Source organism: Mucilaginibacter terrae (genome assembly GCF_031951985.1).
GTDB lineage: Bacteria > Bacteroidota > Bacteroidia > Sphingobacteriales > Sphingobacteriaceae > Mucilaginibacter > Mucilaginibacter terrae_A.
The window spans coordinates 5,074,275-5,095,536 of record NZ_JAVLVU010000001.1; the positions used below are offsets into that span (position 1 = coordinate 5,074,275).

At 42.3% G+C, this 21,262-nt stretch carries 16 protein-coding genes; 13 read left to right on the top strand and 3 right to left on the bottom strand.

Annotated features, from left to right (window positions below; translation table 11 throughout):
- The first annotated feature begins 197 nt into the window (after positions 1–197).
- Complete coding sequence (locus QE417_RS21850; protein ID WP_311953747.1) at positions 198–1,103, top strand: glycoside hydrolase family 16 protein; 906 nt, start codon at positions 198–200, stop codon at positions 1,101–1,103.
- A gap of 77 nt (positions 1,104–1,180) precedes the next feature.
- On the opposite strand, the gene QE417_RS21855 is transcribed toward QE417_RS21850, so the two are convergent.
- Together QE417_RS21855 and QE417_RS21860 are read right to left on the bottom strand one after the other, a co-directional pair.
- Positions 1,181–1,780, bottom strand: a complete 600-nt coding sequence (locus QE417_RS21855; protein WP_311953749.1) for an RNA polymerase sigma factor — start codon at positions 1,778–1,780, stop codon at positions 1,181–1,183.
- Positions 1,781–2,148: 368 nt separating this feature from the next.
- Positions 2,149–3,303 carry an amine oxidase gene (locus QE417_RS21860; RefSeq protein WP_311953751.1) on the bottom strand — a complete coding sequence of 385 codons (1,155 nt, stop codon included), beginning with the start codon at positions 3,301–3,303 and terminating at the stop codon, positions 2,149–2,151.
- 339 nt (positions 3,304–3,642) lie between these two features.
- Here QE417_RS21860 and QE417_RS21865 point away from each other — a divergent pair, with 339 nt between their 5' ends.
- Complete coding sequence (locus QE417_RS21865; RefSeq protein WP_311953753.1) at positions 3,643–4,833, top strand: glycosyltransferase; 1,191 nt, start codon at positions 3,643–3,645, stop codon at positions 4,831–4,833.
- Entirely contained in the window at positions 4,833–5,957 is a 1,125-nt protein-coding gene (gene glf / locus QE417_RS21870; RefSeq protein ID WP_311953756.1) for a UDP-galactopyranose mutase, read from the top strand. Before QE417_RS21865 ends, glf begins: the two co-directional genes overlap by 1 nt.
- A 144-nt stretch (positions 5,958–6,101) precedes the next feature.
- Here glf and QE417_RS21875 read toward each other — a convergent pair whose 3' ends face one another.
- Positions 6,102–6,653, bottom strand: coding sequence for a hypothetical protein (locus QE417_RS21875; protein ID WP_311953758.1), 552 nt, complete (start codon positions 6,651–6,653; stop codon positions 6,102–6,104).
- 248 nt (positions 6,654–6,901) lie between these two features.
- Here QE417_RS21875 and QE417_RS21880 point away from each other — a divergent pair, with 248 nt between their 5' ends.
- The 10 genes from QE417_RS21880 to QE417_RS21925 all read left to right on the top strand — a co-directional run bounded on the left by QE417_RS21880 (position 6,902) and on the right by QE417_RS21925 (position 21,170).
- Positions 6,902–7,498, top strand: a complete 597-nt coding sequence (locus QE417_RS21880; protein WP_311953760.1) for a Crp/Fnr family transcriptional regulator — start codon at positions 6,902–6,904, stop codon at positions 7,496–7,498.
- A 148-nt stretch (positions 7,499–7,646) separates the two neighbouring features.
- Positions 7,647–8,441 (top strand): alpha/beta fold hydrolase, encoded by a 795-nt coding sequence (locus QE417_RS21885; protein ID WP_311953762.1) that lies wholly within the window; start codon positions 7,647–7,649, stop codon positions 8,439–8,441.
- Between the two features lie 52 nt (positions 8,442–8,493).
- Complete coding sequence (locus tag QE417_RS21890) at positions 8,494–8,913, top strand: OsmC family protein (protein ID WP_311953764.1); 420 nt, start codon at positions 8,494–8,496, stop codon at positions 8,911–8,913.
- Positions 8,914–9,492: 579 nt separating this feature from the next.
- Positions 9,493–10,053 carry an RNA polymerase sigma factor gene (locus tag QE417_RS21895; RefSeq protein ID WP_311953767.1) on the top strand — a complete coding sequence of 187 codons (561 nt, stop codon included), beginning with the start codon at positions 9,493–9,495 and terminating at the stop codon, positions 10,051–10,053.
- Positions 10,054–10,157: 104 nt separating this feature from the next.
- Positions 10,158–11,129 carry a FecR family protein gene (locus QE417_RS21900; RefSeq protein WP_311953769.1) on the top strand — a complete coding sequence of 324 codons (972 nt, stop codon included), beginning with the start codon at positions 10,158–10,160 and terminating at the stop codon, positions 11,127–11,129.
- Positions 11,130–11,350: 221 nt separating this feature from the next.
- Positions 11,351–14,695: a TonB-dependent receptor gene (locus QE417_RS21905; protein ID WP_311953773.1), complete on the top strand. Its 3,345-nt coding sequence runs from the start codon at positions 11,351–11,353 to the stop codon at positions 14,693–14,695.
- A 12-nt stretch (positions 14,696–14,707) separates the two neighbouring features.
- Positions 14,708–16,120, top strand: a complete 1,413-nt coding sequence (locus QE417_RS21910; RefSeq protein ID WP_311953774.1) for a RagB/SusD family nutrient uptake outer membrane protein — start codon at positions 14,708–14,710, stop codon at positions 16,118–16,120.
- Between the two features lie 8 nt (positions 16,121–16,128).
- Positions 16,129–18,702, top strand: coding sequence for a zinc-dependent metalloprotease (locus QE417_RS21915; RefSeq protein ID WP_311953776.1), 2,574 nt, complete (start codon positions 16,129–16,131; stop codon positions 18,700–18,702).
- A 9-nt stretch (positions 18,703–18,711) separates the two neighbouring features.
- Entirely contained in the window at positions 18,712–19,803 is a 1,092-nt protein-coding gene (locus tag QE417_RS21920; RefSeq protein ID WP_311953778.1) for a TlpA disulfide reductase family protein, read from the top strand.
- A gap of 113 nt (positions 19,804–19,916) precedes the next feature.
- Positions 19,917–21,170, top strand: coding sequence for an amidohydrolase family protein (locus QE417_RS21925; protein ID WP_311953780.1), 1,254 nt, complete (start codon positions 19,917–19,919; stop codon positions 21,168–21,170).
- Positions 21,171–21,262 lie beyond the last annotated feature (92 nt).

The following is a 21,262-nucleotide window of genomic DNA, read 5'->3' on the forward strand; positions in this document are numbered from 1 at the left end:
CTCTTGGTTTATAGGAAGAAGACGAATGAAGTTTTAAAACGTACTGCCTTGAAAAAAATATTTTTTCAACGGAATTATTTTCATCCTGAACAGTACGATTACCCTATCAGAGCGTCTTGTTAATAATTCCAGATCATATGAAACCTGATGATCGAATACCCGGAATTTATTTTTAAAACCAATTTAAAACCAATAGTATGAACAAAAAAATCAAAACAGCATTCCTGTTATCTATGGGGGTAGTGTCTATTGCCCTGATGTCATGTCAAAAGGGTGACGATTCATTAGCCACAAAAAAAACTGCTGTGGAAAGTACCGACAATGATAAAGCTTCGGCATTAGGACCATGGACCCGCTTGTTTACCGACGATTTTAACAACAGCAACAGTTTTAATAACTGGACTAAGGCAAACCGGGCCGATTACAATTCAGGTATTTGTATTTACGACCCTAACGTGCCGGTTACCGGTAATTATGACTCTAAAAATGTGCTGGTGTTAACAGCTACTAAAAATGGCAGCACCTATAAATCAGGCCTCATTAAGTCTAACTTTTCTTTTAAACCCAATGCAAATGAAGAATACCGCACAAGTGCTTCAATAAAACTGGTAGCCATAGACGGTACCACCTGGAAAGACTTCACACAAACTTATGGTGCATGGCCGGCTTTTTGGACAGTGCAGGAAACCAACTGGCCTGTTAAAGGCGAAATAGACATTGTAGAGGCGTACTCGTTTGGCAATTATGCCAAGTACGCAAGTAATTTATTTTACGGCACCTCTGCCAATAATAACCAACTGGGTAACACCTGCGAAAAACCTTACAATGTAAGCGCAGGTTGGCATACGTATGACGAGTATTGGAAAAATGTAAATGGAAGTGTAACGGTAACTATTCAGCTTGACGGGGTAACCGTTTCTACTTACACAAACGCAATTAACGGCAACTTGCAGCTGCAAAATTTTGGTCCGCACAATATTATCTTCAATCTTAACGTAGGTTCCAATAGCAACGTAGGCATATTTAATAACAGCCAGATAAACCTTTTTAGTAAAACCATGATGTGGGTTGATTATGTAACTGTTGATAAACGTACCTTATAAGGCAACTGAATAATTACTAAACAAAACGGCTCCCTGTTTAAATACAGCGGAGCCGTTTTGCTTTTATGATAGTTTGTTTATCGCAACAATTTTAGCAGTAAGATAACCAGCAGATAATCATGATCAGGCCGCTGACTCAGGTGCTTCCGCAGATGTTTTAAGGTTTCTGACAAGTGATTTTTGACCGTACTTTTCGAAAGGTTCATCATCTCAGCAATTTCATCATGGCTCATTCCATCTAATTTGCTGAGTTTAAAGATCTGCTTTTTCTGTTCAGAAAGTTCTTCCAGTGCCTGGCCAATAAGCAATTGCAAATCAGCAAGGTTCAGTCTTTCTTCGATGTTGTTTTTTTCATCATTTAACTGCACACTGATCATTTTGATCAGGTTGGTTTCCCGGGCCAATTTACGCAGGTAATCAATTGAGCGGTTACGGGCAGAACTGAAAAGGTAGGCCTGAAGACTATCAATTTCCGTAATAGTTGAACGCGTTGTCCACAGTTTCAAAAATATATCCTGTATGATCTCTGATGTTGCTTCTTCTGATTTGTTAAATTTAAAGACATAAACAGACAAACGGTTGAAGTAAGCATCATAAAGTTTCCTGAATGCTTGTTCATCTCCGTTTGAAACACTAATGAGTAAGCGTCGTTCTTCGAATGGATCAATTGACAACAAAGGCGTATCTTAAAAATAATTGGTAGAACAATAATATCAATTATTAATCAGCTTAGCATATTTTTCAAAATAATAATCTTGCATCCACCAATGGGTAGGTATTACATTACTTGAAATTTTTAGTTTATGATGGGGGTAATAATAAAGCGCCACAAGATTTGCGACTTCTGAACATCACGGAGCACTCGGGTATTATTTGCCTTTGTTCCAATCAGCCGGCCGTTTAGCTTACTAAACATAGCAATCAGTCCTACTACTACTACTAAACCATGGATGTTATATATACTGCTGTGGTTTAGTATAACAGTCAACACGCGCTTATATAAAACAATATTTTAACTTCTTTTAGGGTTATTCATATTGGTCATTTAATAAATCAAACGCTGAGAATTTCTTAAGGCTTTTGCGTATGGTTCATTTAAAATTCTAACCGATGTTCCATCTTCCAGATGCACTTCGTCCCAAAGGCCGCTTTGGTGCCAGTGAGTGAGGTTGTCCCAGTCGGGCCGGTCAATAATAGGGTATAGGCATATTCCCCAAAAAGGAACGCCTTGTTGTAATACTTTGAAGCATTGTTTGCTGATAAAATCAATCCATAACGGCCGGTCTTCTTTGGGGTGGCTGGTTTCTGTTAATACGATAGGCTTATTATAACGATTATATGCTTCTGTCAGCAATTTGCTCAAAGGCCTCCAGCGTGGGTCTTCCTCTTCATTTAACCAGGGTAAAAACTCATTAAAGCCAACTACCCATTGGTTATTATAGTAAAAGTTAACACCCATCAAATCCAGCATATCGGGCGATCCCCCAAGCTCGGGGCAAATGCGCCCAACCAATATATCCAACGCCTGATACTGTTCATCATGTACCCGGGCAGCCTCTTCAATTTCAGCTTGAGTAGCATAAAGAGGGGGCACAATATTAACAATAGGTTCGGTGGTAAGTATGCGAATGCCGGGGTCAATCTCTTTCATGGCCTTAATACCGGCAATGTAAGCACGCATCAAGGCATACTTTATGGTCCAGCCCTGACCGGTGCAATAGGGTGTAGTTCCGGCTGCCTCGCCACCCAACCATGATATAAAGCTTACCTCGTTAATAGGAGTTACTATTAATGTGTCTGTTGGATATAGTGCCCTGTAAAACTCAACAAATGCACCACAAACACCCACAAAACGTTTGGTAAAATGCGGATGCAACGGGCTAAGATCATCTGGGTAACCAAAATGGCATATATCCCATATTTGCTGAATACCATTCGCTTTGCCTTGTACAAGCATGGTTTTAACTACACTAAAATCGTAATGGTAAGGCTGCTTTTCTACATAGCTCCAGCGGATGCCTTCCCTAACCGTGGTAATACCAAAATCTTTAATATCGTTATAATCGCTATTTAAACGGCTTAAGTGATGTGTGGTGTTAATGAGATCTACCCGGTCGCCTACGGTATTCAGTTGGTCGGTGCATTCATAGCCGCCCATCCAAAAAGATTGAAACGGACTGCTATCATCAGAAGTATGCATGTGGTTTTTTTAATTATTAAGTAAGTTTAGCTCATGACTAAGTTGGAAGTATTTTGCTGGAGACCATGATATGGAAGTCATGAAATTTTACATCGGGATGCTTGTAGCAACAAGCAAACGTGGTTTTTGTTGTAATAAGTGTTAGCCAAGCGCTATATATATATCCAACCCGGTTAAAACGATCTCTGATGTGAGAAAAAAGATTTTCACACCATACATACCAAAAGGCAAGGTAATGATAACACTAAAATTTACAGATATTGAATTAAATAATAATTTATATTTTTTACTTTAAAACAATTGCAGCTATTGGCACTTTTAAAATAAACAAGTAAATATATGCAGTTAAATAGCGATCAGTCGATGGATCACTTAGGGCACGAATTGAAAGATCTGCCGAAAAACCTGGTTTGCTTTTCCCATCTCCGGTGGGACTTCGTATTCCAAAGGCCACAACATCTATTAACCCGCTTAGCAAAAGCCATGAAGGTTTTTTATGTGGAAGAACCGGTAGTTATTGCTTCGGAAAAGCTTCCACATTATTTATTGCAGCAACGGAGCGAGATCACGCTTATTATACCCCAACTTCCGGCTGGCTTAAACCCGGCCGAATCTGTAAGTGTACAGGAGCAGTTGTTGGATGATTTCATGATAGAGCATCAAATAACCAATTATGCTTTTTGGTATTATACCCCCATGGCGCTCGAATTTAGCCGGAAATACAAGCCCGAACTTACAGTTTTTGATTGTATGGATGAGTTGTCGGCATTTAAGTTTGCGCCTGAATCACTCAAGACCTTAGAAAAAGAATTATTAAAAAAGGCTGATGTTGTGTTTACTGGCGGGCATTCCTTATACGAGGCCAAAAAAGATAAGCATACTAATATTTATGCTTTTCCGAGTAGTATTGATAAATCGCATTTTGCCAAGGCAAGAATGCTAAAAAAAACTGCAGAAAATCAGGATGCCGCATACAGGCCAAAACTGGGATTTTATGGAGTTATTGATGAACGCTTTGATGCTGAACTTATAAAAGGAATAGCTGATGCGCGCCCCGATTGGGATTTAATGCTTTTGGGCCCGGTGGTGAAAATTGACCCTCAAACTTTGCCTCAAAAAGATAATATATACTATATAGGCACTAAAAGTTATGCCGAATTGCCTGATTTGATGGCCGCGTGGGACATAGCCTTGATACCATTTTTGCTTAACGAATCTACACGCTTTATAAGCCCAACCAAAACCCCCGAATATTTGGCTGCAGGATTGCCAGTTATATCAACCGCCATCAGGGATGTGGTCAATCCTTATGGTGAACTTGGTTTAGTATCCATTGGTGATACACCAGCAGAATTTGTAATGCTTAGCGAAAAGGAACTCGATCGTAAAGATAAAAAGGAATGGCAGCAAAAGGTCGACCTGTTCCTGTCTAACATCTCCTGGGACATTACCTGTGCGCAGATGGTAAGCGTAATGAGTACTGCATTAAACCCGGCGCCGGTTTTTCATAATACCTTAGTTCAGTCGTGATGTTTGATTACTTGATAGTAGGGGCGGGTTTTGCGGGCAGTGTGTTGGCAGAACGTCTTGCGGCAGCAGAAAATAAAAAAGTGCTGCTGATAGATAAAAGAAACCATATTGGCGGAAATGCTTATGATCATTATGATAATGAAGGTATCCTGATTCATAAATACGGGCCTCATATTTTTCACACCAACAGCCAGGAAGTTTTTAATTATCTGTCGAAATTTACTGAGTGGAGGCACTATCAGCACAAGGTATTGGCCGATCTTGACGGACAGCAGGTGCCGGTACCCATCAATTTAACCACCATTAATACGCTCTACAACTTAAACCTGAGCAGTAATGAACTCGAAGGGTTCTTTGCCGGTAAGGCAGAAGACGTTAAGCAGGTGCGTACCTCTGAAGATGTGGTGGTTAAAGCGGTGGGGCGCGATTTATATAACAAATTTTTTAAAGGCTATACCCAAAAGCAATGGGACTTAGATCCCTCAGAGCTTGATGCATCGGTAACGGCAAGGGTACCTACACGTACTAATAAAGACGATAGGTACTTTACCGATACATACCAGTCGATGCCGCTAAATGGTTATACCAAAATGTTCGAAAACATGCTTAACCACCCGAACATTAAAATTATGCTGAACACAGATTATCATGAAATAACAGATGATATCGCGTTCAATAAAATGATCTTTACCGGGCCGGTAGATGAGTATTTTGATTATTGTTATGGTAAGCTGCCGTACCGCTCGATCAATTTTAAATTCGAGACATTGGATAAAGAGCAATTTCAACGGACAGGAACGGTCAATTACCCGAATGATTATGCCTTTACCCGTATTACCGAGTTTAAGTATTTAACCGGGCAAAAGCATCATAAAACCAGTTTAGTATACGAGTTTCCAACAGCAAACGGCGATCCGTATTACCCTATTCCCCGACCTGAAAACGCTGAACTATATAAAAAATATAAAGCCCTGGCCGATCAGTCAGACACTTACTTTGTTGGCCGTTTAGCCACGTACAAATACTACAATATGGATCAGGTGGTTGCCCAGGCTTTGAGCATGTATAAAAAAATAAAGGCAGAGATTACTATTAAACCAATGCATAACGAAGCTGCTGCGTAAACCAATGCTTTTTTTTAAGTTCAATATATTATTATAAAAATAACTAATTGTTAGTGCATGTGTACCGGGCACAATGTGATTAAAATACCACATGAACACAGCAAACGAGCCGGTTAGGCCAGCATTAACCACTGCTTCGCCAGGTTAAACTGGTGCGATGCCAGTTGTGGTACCGACGATAACAGACCTAATGTTATCGAGTTTACCCAAACAGTAATGTGTGATATTTTGAGCTGGGAATTTTTCATGAATAATATCTTGTAAGGTCTTGATGTATACTTTTTCAACGGAACCAGAATTTGAGGATGTTAAAGCCACAGTATCTTGTATTGGTATTCCAGGCTCGGCACGGTAATTTTTCAATACCATACCCTGAATTTGTGTTGAGCCATCTGGAATGAAGATATTTATGATTTGTGCTCGTTTCACATCAACGGTTAAGTCGCCATTATTCATGATAAGATTCTCATCTTTACCCAGCTGAGAATCTGGATTATGCGAAGCAAGGCCGAATAATGATTGCCCGGAGTTAGTTAAATAAGCCGCAAGAAAAACGAGTTTTTCAATTTTTGATGGGGTCTTCTCAGCCACCGCGGATATGACCATGCCACCAAGCCTATGCCCCACAAGCATTACTTTGCCATTTATGCCCGACATGGCACTAAGCACTTTATCTCTGTAAGCGTTAAGTAGCACTGGCTACAAGTAATACGAATAATGTAAATTTTTTGATGATCTCGATGGCCTAATTGTTTAGGACATCACAAACATCGTCCTATGCTGCTGCAATAACTTTAACCCAGGTTAAAAATCGAAAAATAGTGAATAGTCTGTTAAACACATATAGGCATAAATAGAAATTAATGTTATTCTTGATAATAAGAAGCAGCAGTTAGCTTACTGGATTATTATTTGATTTTAGTTAATTTGATTTTTTTTATTGTATGTCAGAAAGCAAAACTGAAATTGAATTACTTAGAACAGTATTGGGATCGGCCGGAATGAAAGCCGAAGCTTTTGACCTGTCGTTGCCGTACTGGAAATTGAAGCATTACAAAAAAGGCGAGTTTTACAACGAATATAAAAACGTATGCAAACACCTCGGCTTTGTAATTAATGGCGTTTTTAGAATTTATAGAGTAAACAACGACACGGGTGAAGAGAAGAACATGTTGTTTTTTACCGATCATCAGTTTGTAGCATCTTATAAGAGCTTTTTAGCGCAAACGGCTTGCGATTATTATACTGAAGCAATGGTCGATTCGCTTATATTATATATACACATAGATCACCTGAATGAACTCTATGGCAAATCACACCCTTGGGAACGCTTCGGAAGAATTGTTGCTGAAACGGCTTTTCATGAAGTTATGATCAATACCGAAGGATTTTTATTTAAGACGCCCGAAGATCGTTATCGTGAGATGATGGATAAGCATCCAAATATCTTTAATTCGGTGCCGCTGTATCATATTGCTTCGTATCTGGGTATTCAGGGGCCATCTTTGAGCCGCATACGCAAAAGGATGGTTAGCAAGTAGCATTGTCGTCTTTTAATACTGTTCGATATACTAAATTCTATCTCAAATAAATTTTCATCCGTTTAATTCGATTTTAACCTGGGTTAAAATTATCTCGGGTGGATAGTCGGATGTTTGTGATGTCTTAAACAATTAGGCACTAACAAACATGAAATCTTCAATCATTATTCTGGCTTTGAGCGTATTAGGTTTTACTGCTAAAGCACAACACTCAAACAACAACAACTCAAAAACCATCGTACTTGTTCACGGAGCCTGGTCTGACGCATCATCATGGGATGCTGTTACCCCGCTACTAAAAGCCAAAGGCTACGAGGTGATCAATGTTAACCTCGCCGGTCATGGAAAAGATACCACCTCGTTTGCCGGTATCACCTTTCAAACTTATGTTGACCAGGTAAAGGCTGCCATCGGCTCACGCAATAACGTTGTCTTGGTAGGCCACAGCTTCGCCGGACTGGTAATTAGCCAGGTAGCCGAAGACGAACCCACACAGATCAAAGAACTGATCTACCTTGCAGCAGCTTTGCCGCATGATGGCGACAGTTTGCTTTCACTGGCTAAAGGTGATCCGGCATCCCACATTGGCAAATCTCTTACCATCGATCAGCAGCACGGCGCAGCCATCATTGCAAAGGATGCCGCAGCTGATATTTTCGCTGCTGACGCACCACTACAGGTTCAGCAATATATTGCCGCTAACCTTAAACCAGAACCCCTTGCGCCGCTGGCCACTCCGGTACACCTAACCGAAACCAACTTCGGCAGCGTTAAAAAGATGTACATCCATACCGTTAACGACAATGCCATCAGCTACCCTGCACAGCAGTATATGGTAAAAGCTGGTAAAGTGGCCAAAGTATATACCCTGCAAAGCAGCCACACTCCTTTCATTTCCATGCCTGGTAAACTGGCCGATATACTCATCGCTGAAAGAAAATAGTAACTCATTTAATAACAGATCAAAAATTTTTAACTCATAAAATCCAAAAATTATGAAACGTATTGCAAAAGCCTATTGGAATGGCACTTTACAAGAAGGAAAAGGGACAATCAGCACTCAAAGCACTGTGCTTAACGAAACTCAATATTCATTTAAAACGCGCTTTGCTGATGGCGTAGGAACTAATCCTGAAGAATTGATTGCCGCGGCACATGCGGGATGCTTTTCAATGGCACTAAGCGCTACACTCGCACATCATAACATTACTGCCGGAGATATATTTACCACAGCTACCGTTGATCTTGATATGCAGGCATTAAGCATCACGGGCATTCATTTGGATCTAAGAGCCAGTATGATCTATGGAGTTGATGAGGCCACATTTAATGAAATTGCAGAAGGCGCAAAAACACATTGCATTATTTCTAAGGCGTTAAATGTGCCAATTACACTCAGCGTTGTTTATGCATAATTGAACATTAAAACATTTGCTTAATAAAAAAAACCTCACTGGGTAATACCAGTGAGGTTTTTTTATTGGAATAGTATGATCAACTTTTTGCTACCTCGATGCTTCTGTCTCGAATTTCAATCATTTCCAGGTGGGTTTGAAATAGGATGATGTTTGTGGGGGATGCGTTGTAGGGTCTTCGGAACGCGGCATGGTAAACAGCGTAAGCAAGCCAACTACGGCAACCAAAAAGAAAGTTGATCAGGGTGAACTGATAATTGTTTAACGGCGAAATTTGTGATTTTCCTGACTGCCTTATTTAATGATCTTTATAGTCTACTGCTCGTTGAGATAAGCGCTGTTGCTACAGTTGCTATATCAGCCTCCTGATGCTTTTGTTTGCATGCCGTTACCAGGGTAATGGCTGCTAAGGCGATGCTAAGTATTTGAAAATTTTGTTTGGCTTTGGGCAATTTAAGTGGTTTGTAGCAATCCCGTATCCCTTATTCTACAGAAGGTCATATAACAATGATTTAAAATAACTTATTTCAACTGTAACTGAATTGTTATAAATTAGTGAATTATTATTAGCTGATAAGGATGCGCGGTTACAAAGAGGCGACGGATGAAGATCTATTTTTGTGGTTAAAGGAGGATGATGAGCGGGCATTCAACAATTTATTTGAACGTTATTGGGATCGTTTGCTCGAAACCGCATTTTATAAATTACAATCTCAAACCGAGGCCGAAGAGGTTGTACAGCAAATATTCCTCGATATTTGGCGTAACCGTGCGGTAACCCAGCTTAAATATACTTTCCGTACTTACATATCGGCTGCATTACGCTACTCAATTTATGCGGCCATTGCCCAGCGCAAAAAAAACAACCAGGTTTCTATTGATTCGCTCGAAACAGATGATTTTATTGACGACAGTACGCGCGAATGGTTAACATTTAACGATGTGCGTGATAAATTAGAACTTTTAGTGTCGCAATTGCCCGAAAAATGCGAATTGGTTTTTAGAATGAGCCGTGAAGATGGAAAAAGTGTAAAGGATATAGCCGAAGAGTTAAATATTTCGACAAAAACGGTAGAAGCTCATATAACTAAGGCGTTAAAAGTAATAAAATCAGGTATAAACCAGCTTTGGTTGTTCTAATTCTCTACATTAGACTTTAAATTTAATATTTTCTTAAAAAAAACTTAAACTGCACTAAGGGGTGTGCCTTGCTTTTTACACTATATAGTTGAAAAGCAAAATAAATGCCCGACATACAACCTCATTATATCAAAAAAATCACCCAAAAGTTTATGCAGGGTACCATTAGCGGTGCCGAAGCAGAACTCTTGGAACAATGGTATGCACAACACCCCCAACCTAAACCCGAATGGTTTTTAAATAATGAAAGCCGCGAGGAACTTAAACACCGGCTGTACAATAATATAAGTAAAGAGATAAAGCCTGTTAAAAAACTGTACCCGGTATGGGCAAAAATTGCCGCTGCGGTACTTATTGTTGCAACGGCGGGTATAGCGGTAGTTAAGCTGCAGCAAGCCGACCCAATTGAGCAATATACCGTTAGCAATGCACCCGGCCATGTACGCAAAGTAATGCTGCCCGATCATTCATTGGTTTGGTTAAAGGGTAACAGTAGTTTAGATTACCCCGAGCAGTTTAGCGATAGCACCCGCAACGTAACACTGCACGGCGAAGCCCTGTTTGAGGTAAGTAAAGACCGCCGCCATCCTTTTATTATTAGCACCGGTAATTACGTAACGCGTGTGTTAGGCACCAGCTTCAATATCAGCTCAAATAACACAGGCGCATTTAAACTTACCGTATTAACAGGTAAGGTACAGGTAAGCTCTACTGTAAATAAGGCTATGCAAAAACCGGTATTGGTTATGCCCGGCAAAGAGTTTGAAATGCTGAGTATGGTGGCACTGCCCCGGGTAGTTGTATCAACACTTGACCATAAGGATGCAGTGGTATCGGGGACGCAATACCCGATGAATTTTGAAGAAACAGGTTTTGATGAAATTAAGCGCAGGATAGAAGAGAAGTTTGATGTTACCATAAATACCGTTGCGGCGAGCTACCAACAGTGCCGCGTATCGGCCAATGTAACCGATCAATCGCTCCAAAACACGCTTAAAGTAATTTGCGCCGCTATTGGCGCCGAGTATACAGTGAACAAAAACATAATTACCATTACAGGAGGAGGCTGTAACTGATGAACTGAACTATACCCGCATAAAAAAAGCAGGAGTGCTACCAACACGCCTGCCCAAAATAGCTTTAGAAGCAACTCTCTGATTAATTTACTACTAAACCCAAACAAATGTACAAGAAATTGTTCAAATGGCCATCCTATGCTCTAAAAATAGGGTCGTACAGTAACTCCAGCGCAGTAGGAACGCCGGTTGCAAATGTTTCCCCCTTTTTAATACGGTTAATGAAGCTTTCGCTTTTGCACATACTATTGATTGCGCTTACGTTCCAGGTAAGTTTCTCTTCGCCCTTAAAAGCGCAGGAAATTTTGGAGCGCCGCATTAGTATTGCCCTAAATAACCAAAACCTCGAAGCCGCTTTAAAGAAAATAGCCGCCAAAGCTGAAGTAAGATTGGTTTATAACAATGCTATCTGGAAAAAGGCTGCCAACGTAAGCATAGCGGTTACCAACACCCGCCTGCGCGATGCTTTAGACGAAGTGCTTTCCTCATCCGAACTTTCATATGAGGTAATTAATGATCAGTTCATCGTACTTAAACAAAAACCGGCTAACAGAAAGGCAACAGTTGAGGTGCCCACGGTTACTGCCGAGCCCGAACAGCAAGTAGCAATGGCTGGTTTTGTGGTTGATGGCACCGTTACCGATGAGAATAACGAACCGCTACCCGGCGTAACTGTTAAGGTTAAAAATGGCTCGCAGGCAGTTATAACCAGTGAAAAGGGTAGGTACGCCATCGGCGTTTCGGCGCCTAACTCTGTATTAGAATTTTCGTTTGTTGGTTATAAAACTGTTGAAACCAAGGTTAGCGCTACTGCAACTATCAACCTTAAAATGCAGCCCGACCCGGGTAAGCTTGATGAGGTGCTTGTTATTGGTTACGGTACCACCACCCGTCGCACGAGTACTGGCTCGCAGGTCGGTATTACTGCCAAGGATATACAAAAGCAACCTGTTACCAACGTGTTACAAGCATTACAGGGCCAATTACCGGGTGTATTTATTACCCAAACCAACGGCTTACCGGGTGCGGGCATAAACGTGCAGATACGTGGTGTTAACTCGCTGAATCCGGCTCCGGCAAACGCTGCCAGGAATTTACCACTTTACATTATTGATGGTGTACCTTTCTTATCAACACCTATCAATGCGCAAACCACGGGCGGTACACTGCCATCTGCAGAAGGTGCAACAAGCCCCATGAACTCTATAAACCCGAGTGACATTGAGAGCATTGATATACTGAAAGATGCCGATGCAACTGCGATCTATGGTTCGCGCGGCGCTAATGGCGTTGTGTTGATCACTACCAAAAAAGGTAAAAGCGGCAAAACCACACTCGGCGTAAATATATCTACAGGCGCTTCTAAGGTGGCACACTTTGTTGACATGTTAAGCACACAACGTTACCTGGCCATACGCAGGCAGGCATTCATCAATGATAACATTACCCCTACTGTGGCCAATGCTCCTGACCTTTTAGTTTGGAACCAAAACGTTGATAATGATTTTCAGAGAACGCTTTTAGGTAAAACAGCACGTACCTATGATGCCAACGTTAACGTTTCGGGTGGCGAGAGGAATACTAACTTTTACCTAAGCGGCACATTTCACAAAGAAGGCAATATATATCCCGGTGAACAGGGTTATTATCGTGGTGGCGCAAATTTCAGCCTTAACCATTCATCCTCCGACCAGCGTTTCAACTTAGCTTTCTCAACAATATACTCGGCCGATAAGAACAACATCAGCACTACCGAACTTACAAGTTTTGCTTATACCCTTCCGCCCAATTACCAGTTGTACAACCCCGATGGCAGCTTGTTTTGGACACCGGCGTTGAACAATCCCTTAGGTTATCTTTATCAAACCAATGATAACAAGACCAGTAACTTATTAAGCAGCCTGGCGCTTAAATACACTTTGGCAAAAGGCTTAGACCTTAAATCGACCTTTGGTTATTCTAAATCAGACATGGAGCAATATGCAAAAAGGCCGTTATCATCATTGAACCCTACACCACCTTTCAATGCACCGGCACCAACGTCAGGCTCTGTTCAATCAGCATACAACTATACCAATACCTATATTATAGAGCCTCAGCTAACTTACAAAAGCAATATATGGAAAGGGACACTTGATGTGTTAGCCGGTGGTACATGGCAATTCACACAATCGAAAATGCCATACAATATAACAGCTACCGGTTTTGCATCTGATGCGTTCATAGATAACTTGTCGGCAGCATCCACACGTAACTTAACTACATCGTCCGTTGATTATAAGTATACCTCGGTATTTGGCCGTGCTACCTATAATGTGCAAAACAAGTACATCGCTAACTTCACCTTCCGTCGAGATGGCTCGTCACGTTTTGGCCCTAATAAGAGGTTCGGCAATTTTGGATCGGCTGCAGGTGCTTGGGTATTCTCAGAAGAAGACTTTGTAAAGAATACGCAAAAATGGCTAAGTTTCGGTAAACTGAGAGGAAGCTACGGTATTATAGGCAGCGATCAGATAGGTAATTACGCATACCTTGATAATTACTTTGCCAGCTCAGCTACTTATAATAACATTTCGGCTTTGACACCGGTACGTTTGGCCAACGCTAACTTTCAATGGGAATCGACCCATAAACTTGAGATAGGACTTGAATTAGGTTTTTTGAAAGATCGTTTATCATTGATAGCATCGTACTACCGTAGCCGTACCGGCAATCAGCTTATAAATTATCCGATAAGCGCTCAGGCGGGGTTTACCGCTTACCAAAGTAACTTAGGGGCCAAAGTTCAAAACTCAGGTTTAGAACTTAACCTGCGCAGTACCAACATACAAAGCAAGGATATTACCTGGATAACATCATTTAACATCACGCAAAATCACAACAAACTTATCTCCTTCCCTGGGATAGAAAGAACTTCATACTATACTCAGTATATAATAGGCAACCCGATTAGTTCATATTATTACTACCAATACAGGGGTATGGACCCTAATACCGGTTTGCCGGCATTTAATGACCTAAATAACGATGGACGTATATCGAACGGTTTGGTGGCGATAGGACGTGGTGACCGCTATTATCTTGGCACGCCTTACCCTAAGTTTTATGGTGGTTTAACCAACTCTATTACTTACAAGCGTTTTAATCTCGACTTTACCTTCCAATTCGTGAAACAAAAAGGACGTAATCTTTTGCCTTCAACATTTAACCCACCCGGCTTCATGACCAATGCCGCTGCAGATGTGGTAGAGCAATATCTTGCGCTTGGCTCGATCCAAAGATTAGCAACTACAAGTTTTGGCGCAGCATATACAGGCTACTCGAACTATAGTTTTTCTGATGCAACTGTTGTTGATGCTTCATTCATCCGCATGAAAAATGCAAGCTTGTCATACAGCTTACCTGCCGATTGGCTAAAAAAGATCAGCGCGCAAAGCCTAAGGATCTTTGTACAGGGACAAAACCTTTTTACCATTACAGGTTACAAAGGCTTCGATCCAGAGTCACAATCGGTAGCAACTCCTCCGCTCAGAACCATAGTTGCAGGCCTTCAGTGTTCATTTTAATTATTAAAGATCATGATCAGGAAAATAAAACATTTAACAGTTGTATGCCTTGGTGCTGCCATTTTGGGCAATACGGGCTGCTCCAAACTTATAGAGATAAAGCCACCGTTGAACGAAACCTCAGCCGCATTGGTCTTCCAGTCTGATGCAACAGCAAGAGCAGCGTTATCGGGCATGTACAATACGTTCTCGCAAAGTGCAACTCAAAACACTTCGCTTACCGTTAACAACACTCTTTTGGCCGATGATGTTGTATATTTAGGGGCAAATACATCGGCACGGGAATTAGCAGCTAACAGCTACACCGTACTGAGCACCATATCAACAGATCCGTTTAATACCTGGTACAATATCATATACCAGGCCAATGCCATAATCATTGGCATGCAAAACAACACGGCTATCTCAGCACAGACTAACAGACAGCTTACGGCCGAAGCAAAACTGATGAGGGCGTACTGTTATTTTTCGCTGGTGAACATCTTTGGTGATATACCGCTTGTATTAACAACAGATGCTACCATTTCCGCTTACCAACCGAAAGAAACAGCAGCCAACGTTTATCAGCAGATCATACGCGACCTTACTGATGCAAAAGCTAACCTGCTTGACAATTACGCTGTTACCGGGCAAGACCGTATAGGAGTCAACAGATTCACTGCCGCCGCATTACTGGCCAGGGTATATCTTTTCACGGGCCGCTATGCCGAAGCTGCATCAAATGCATCTGAGGTTATCGCATCAAATCTCTATAGCCTTACTCCGCAGGCCAATATAGGCACTGCGCTATTTGTAAAAAATAGCGCCGAAAGCATCTGGCAATTACCGCCGCCAATTAACCCTACCTTTCAATATACCAATGAGGCCGGCGCATTCATCCCTACCTCTTACACGCAGGATAATATATTTTACCGTATAAGACCTGAGTTCACCCAATTGTTCGCTTCTACAGATCTACGCCGTACCCGCTGGATGAATGATGCCATTATAAATGGAGCTACGTATAGCGTTCCGTTCAAATACAAATACCGCACCCAGGCGCTTGCCGTAGCGGCGGGCGTTACCGAATACCAGGTCATATTGCGTTTGGCAGAACAATACCTGATACGCGCCGAGGCACGGGCCCGGCTGGGTACAGATCTGGCAGGTGCACTTAGCGACCTTAACACAATTCGTACACGCGCAGGGGCTGTTACTACCAATACATCGGTACAAGCTGCGCTACTTGATGAGATCGCACTGGAGAATCGCAAAGAATTCTTTTGCGAACAGGCTTTTCGTTGGAACAATTTAAGACGTACCGGCCAGGCCGATGCGGTGCTGAATGCCCTAAAGAGCACTTACAGGCCAACATCTAAATTATTCCCTATACCACAGGTCGCATTAGATACCAACCCCAACTTAACTCAAACACCGGGTTACTAAACAGCAACATGAAAAATAACATATTTACTACTAAAGCCAGGCAAAAAAGCCTGGTTTTAGCCACTGCTTTGCTTGTAGTTTCGGCAGGTTCGTGCAGTATCTTCAAAAAAAAGAAGGCTAAACTGGTAGCGGCTACCACGGCGGCGGCCAAACCCAAGGTTGATACGGCGCGTAATGTGCTTAAGCCTTACAGCGAAATCATTACAGCTAAGGCGGTAACGCAAAAAGGGTTGTTTACCGTTCATAAAATTAATGAGCGCTACTTTTTTGAGATACCCAACAGCTTACTTAAAAAAGAGATACTGGCAGTAACCCGCCTTAGCAAATCAACCCCGGGCGCCGGTAACTACGGCGGCGAAGAGGTTGGCGAGCGTACGGTATTTTGGGAAAATGGCCCTAATAACAAATTGTTCCTCAAGGTATCGGCACTGGTAAGCGTGGCCGATTCAACCAATATGATAGCCAAGGCTGTGGCCAGCTCTAATTTAGATCCTATCATGGCGGCATTCCCCATCAAAGCTAAAAGCAAAGATTCGTCGGCAGTGGTTATTGATGTTACCGAGTTTTTAATTGGCGAGAACCCTTTAATGGCGTTTGATGCCAGCGCAAAACGTGCTTACAGTTTAGGCATGCAACTGGCCGACAGATCATACATCGAAAGTGTAAAAAGCTTTCCTATCAATACCGAGATTAAATCCATCAGAACATATATGGCCGCCCCGCCAACAGGGCCGGGAGGACCTTTACCTGCTGCAAGCCTTGCGGGTACTGTTACCCTGGGTATGAACTGTTCATTTGTACTATTACCCGAAAAGCCAATGCGTGTGCGTTATTTTGACCCGCGTGTAGGCTTTTTTGCCGGTGCTTACAACAAGTACAGCGATAACCAGCAAAAGGTAGAAAAAGAGACATTTATTCACCGCTGGAGATTGGAGCCAAAGGATGAAGACATCGAAAAATTCAAACGCGGCGAACTGGTTGAACCTAAAAAACAGATAGTTTATTACATAGATCCAGCTACGCCTAAAAAATGGCGTCAGTACCTAATTTTAGGTGTTAACGATTGGCAAAAAGCTTTTGAGCAGGCCGGTTTTAAAAATGCCATTGTAGGTAAAGAATGGCCTGAAAGCGATACTACCATGAGTTTGGACGATGCCCGTTTTTCGGTTATCCGCTACTTTGCATCGCCGCAGCAAAATGCCTATGGTCCTAACATTGCCGACCCTCGTACTGGCGAAATTATTGAAAGCCACATTGGCTGGTACCACAATGTAATGAGCCTGGTACACCGCTGGTACATGATTCAGTGTGGTGCTGTTGACCCGCGTGCCCGCAAAAATAAGTTTGATGATGCACTGATGGGCCAGTTGATCCGCTTTGTGTCATCGCACGAGATCGGTCATACGTTGGGCTTGCGCCACAACATGGGCTCGAGTAGTACCGTGCCGGTTGAAAAGCTAAGGGATAAAGCCTGGGTTGAAGCACACGGCCATACCCCATCAATAATGGATTATGCCCGTTTTAACTACGTGGCTCAGCCCGAAGACAATATCAGCGAAAAAGGCCTGTTCCCACGTATTAACGATTACGATAAATGGGCCATACAGTGGGGCTACAAACCAATTTTTGGTACTGCCGATGCCGAGGCTGACAAGAAAATATTGAACCGTATTACCATTGACAGCCTTGCCCGCAACAAACGCTTGTGGTTTGGTGGCGAGGGCCGCGATTACGATCCGCGCTCGCAATCAGAAGATTTGAGCGATGATGCTATTAAAGCCAGCTTATACGGCATTAAAAACCTGAAACGCATTGTTCCGCAACTTATAAACTGGACCCGCGAAGATGGTGAAGACTATAGCGATCTGCAGGATATGTATAAGGAAGCTGTTGGCCAGTTTGACCGCTATGCCTACCATGTTATGAAAAACTTAGGCGGCGTAAAAATAACGCCTAAAACTTACGATCAACAGGGAGCCGTATATGAGCCAGTTAGTTTAGCTAAACAAAAACAAGCCATTAAGTACTTTAACGAACAAGTATTTAAAACGCCTACATGGTTATTAAATAAGCAAATATTAAATAAAATAGAGCCAGGTTACGATTTTAATGCGGTTGAGAAATTGCAAAGCGGCATTTTGGCATCGGTTACCTCACAAAGCCGTTTGTACCGCATGATGGTTAATGAGCGCGATTATGGTAAAGGGGCTTATTCACCGCGCCAATGGTTGAACGATCTTAAATCTGGAATTTTTACTGAATTGAAATCAGGAGCAACCATTGACCAGTATCGCCGTAACCTGCAAAAAATGTATGTAGGCAGCATTATTACCATGTATAATAAGCGTTTTGCACTACAGGGTTCGCTTGATAATATTTTGGCGAGCGTTACTCCAACTGATGTTTTGCTGTACTCAAACGTTAAACCGTTGGCCTTTGCACACCTGAAAGAACTGCGTACCGATATTGGCAGCGCCATTGCCCGTACCAAAGATGCCGACAGCCGCATTCACCTGCAGTACTTAAAGCAAATGCTGGATAAGATACTAAACGAAACGCCTATACCGGGCCTTAATTACTAACCAGCAATTATGAAAAGTACAGGTAAAAATATCCTGCTGTTAAATCTACTACTACTTACAATGATAGGTATGCTGGGCTTTACTAAGCCCGGCTACCTTATCACAGGTAGTGTTTCGGCACCTGATGGTACAGTTTTTAAACTTTTCTACAGGTATGGCGACAAAGTAATTGCCGATTCTGTTGCTACAAAGAATAACACCTTTTCTCTCTCGGGAACTTTTCCTGAACCTGTGGTGTGTACGCTAAGCAATTCGGCAAACCAGCAAATCAAAATTTTTGTTGCCGAAAACAGCACTATTAAAGTTGAGGGCAAGGTTGAGCAGTTTGTAAACGCATCAATTACCAATAGTAGCGAGAATGCACTTTATAACCATTTTAACAGCAGCGCTCATGCAATTTCGGGGCGATACCGCGCCATGTTGAAGCAAAGCGGTGCCGCCATACGCGATACCGGCACCACAGCGTACAAAGTATACAAAGCAAGTCATGATAGTTTGGTGCAAAGCTTTGTAAAGCAGCATAGCAGTTCAACCGCGGCTGCTTTAGCCATAACTGATAGCTATGTAACCAATCCCGATAGGGTACGCGCGGCAGCCTGTTACAGCCTGCTATCGGCCAAGGGTAAAGAAACCATATATGCCAGGCGTATAAAACAGTTTTTTGAAGCCGAAAAAGTAATAGCACCGGGCCACAAAGCCCCCGATTTTACCCTTACCGATATTAACGGCAAGCCCGTAAAACTGAGCGATTACAAAGGAAAGTACATCCTGCTCGATTTTTGGGCCAGCTGGTGCGCACCGTGCCGCCACGAGCATCCGCTTATGATTGAGCTGTATAAAAAGTTCGGAGCAGATAAATTGACCTTCCTCAGCGTATCAATGGATGCCGGCAGTGCTCAATGGAAACAGGCGGTTAAAACCGACGGCCTGGTTTGGACACAACTGAACGATGCACAATCGATGAATGGCCGCGTGGCCGATGTTTATGGCATTAAAAGCCTGCCCTTTAATTGCATAATTGACCCCAACGGGCAAATAATCGCCACCAAACTCAGGGGCGAACAATTGTCGGGCTTTATTACTAAGCTTTTCGATAAGTAATGTGCCGGTTTAAATTAAAAGAGTTTTAGTTCTTCATTTGAGTTAATAGATCAGAAAAAGGCATTCCGCGAGGGAGTGCCTTTATTTTTTGTGTTACAAATAAAGTTATTACCATGAAATTGAATCGTAGTATGTACGCTAAATTACTGTTGCTGTGTTTGTTGTATGTTTGTGTAGGCAGCAGTACAGGCGCTGCAGATAATGATAGCACGCTTACCCTACAAAACGTAAACCTTGTTGATGTAGTTAACGGTACCGTAAAACCGCAAATGGCCATAGTTATTAAAAATGGCAAAATTGCAAAAATTGGTAACACCCAATCGGTAAAACCGCTTGGTAAGATAATGGATATGCAAAACGCATATGTTATACCCGGCTTAATTGATGTACATGCACACGTTACGGCTATGTTCAAGCCTAATGAAGAAACTACCTACAAGCACCTCAATTATTTTTTACGCCATGGCATAACTACCGTGCGTGATGCAGCTGGCAATGCCCCTGTATTGCAAAAAATGCATAAAGAAGTTAATGAAGGCAAAATACAGGCTGCCGATGTATACTACTCGGCATTTATGGCCGGTAGGTGGTATTATGACAGGGGGGTAGGTGCCCGCCGCGAACCTTACACCGCCTGGGAGCAATGCGTAAACCCCGGCGATGATTTGGATAAGGCCATGCAGGCCGCAAAAGACTGTGGCGCAACCGGCTTAAAGCTGTATCATAGTTTTGATAAAGATTTTTTAGTACAAATAGTAAAGGCCGCAAAAAAACACGGACTTAAAATTTGGGGCCACGCCATGATGTACCCGGCCAAGCCGCACGAGGTTGCAGCCGCTGGTGTTGAGGTTATATCGCACATTTACATGGTCGAATCGTACAGTACCGATACCCTCATCCGGTTACGCAAAACACCACAGCGGTATAAAGACAGCATAAAACTGGCAGTAAATATTAATGAGTTTTGCCGGGCAATGAAGCAAAATAACGCCATACTCGACGCCACCATCTGCGTATCGTACCCGCGCGAAAAATGGGTATTGCCAATGCTAAAACGAATGCACAACAAAGGCGTTAAAGTTGCCGCCGGCACCGACCAGATAGTGGACCTTGCTGCACCATATCCGAGATTAATGGACGAACTGACTTATTACGCCGATAGCTGTGGATTTACCAATGCCGAAGCTTTACGCACCGCTACCACCAACGCCGCCGAAACGATTGGTATGGAAAAGCAAATAGGAACAATAACCGTAGGAAAACGGGCAGATCTGGTAGTTTTAGAAGCAAACCCATTAATTAGCCTTAAAAATTTAAGGCAGCAGGTTTTAGTTATTCAATTAGGTAGAATTGTTCAGAAAGAATAAAATCATTGACTACTCAAATACACGCTAATTGAAAACGATCTTTAATAATTTAGTGGTCGGAGTTTAGATTTCGTGAGCAGGAGCTTCAATAC

Bases quoted from the DNA above. Each gene is read 5' to 3' on its own strand.
- QE417_RS21850 (WP_311953747.1), top strand. From the start codon at position 198: ATGAACAAAAAAATCAAAACAGCATTCCTGTTATCTATGGGGGTAGTG.
- QE417_RS21860 (WP_311953751.1), bottom strand. From the start codon at position 3,303: ATGCATACTTCTGATGATAGCAGTCCGTTTCAATCTTTTTGGATGGGC.
- QE417_RS21865 (WP_311953753.1), top strand. From the start codon at position 3,643: ATGCAGTTAAATAGCGATCAGTCGATGGATCACTTAGGGCACGAATTG.
- glf (WP_311953756.1), top strand. From the start codon at position 4,833: ATGTTTGATTACTTGATAGTAGGGGCGGGTTTTGCGGGCAGTGTGTTG.
- QE417_RS21880 (WP_311953760.1), top strand. From the start codon at position 6,902: ATGTCAGAAAGCAAAACTGAAATTGAATTACTTAGAACAGTATTGGGA.
- QE417_RS21885 (WP_311953762.1), top strand. From the start codon at position 7,647: ATGAAATCTTCAATCATTATTCTGGCTTTGAGCGTATTAGGTTTTACT.
- QE417_RS21890 (WP_311953764.1), top strand. From the start codon at position 8,494: ATGAAACGTATTGCAAAAGCCTATTGGAATGGCACTTTACAAGAAGGA.
- QE417_RS21895 (WP_311953767.1), top strand. From the start codon at position 9,493: ATGCGCGGTTACAAAGAGGCGACGGATGAAGATCTATTTTTGTGGTTA.
- QE417_RS21900 (WP_311953769.1), top strand. From the start codon at position 10,158: ATGCCCGACATACAACCTCATTATATCAAAAAAATCACCCAAAAGTTT.
- QE417_RS21905 (WP_311953773.1), top strand. From the start codon at position 11,351: ATGAAGCTTTCGCTTTTGCACATACTATTGATTGCGCTTACGTTCCAG.
- QE417_RS21910 (WP_311953774.1), top strand. From the start codon at position 14,708: ATGATCAGGAAAATAAAACATTTAACAGTTGTATGCCTTGGTGCTGCC.
- QE417_RS21915 (WP_311953776.1), top strand. From the start codon at position 16,129: ATGAAAAATAACATATTTACTACTAAAGCCAGGCAAAAAAGCCTGGTT.
- QE417_RS21920 (WP_311953778.1), top strand. From the start codon at position 18,712: ATGAAAAGTACAGGTAAAAATATCCTGCTGTTAAATCTACTACTACTT.
- QE417_RS21925 (WP_311953780.1), top strand. From the start codon at position 19,917: ATGAAATTGAATCGTAGTATGTACGCTAAATTACTGTTGCTGTGTTTG.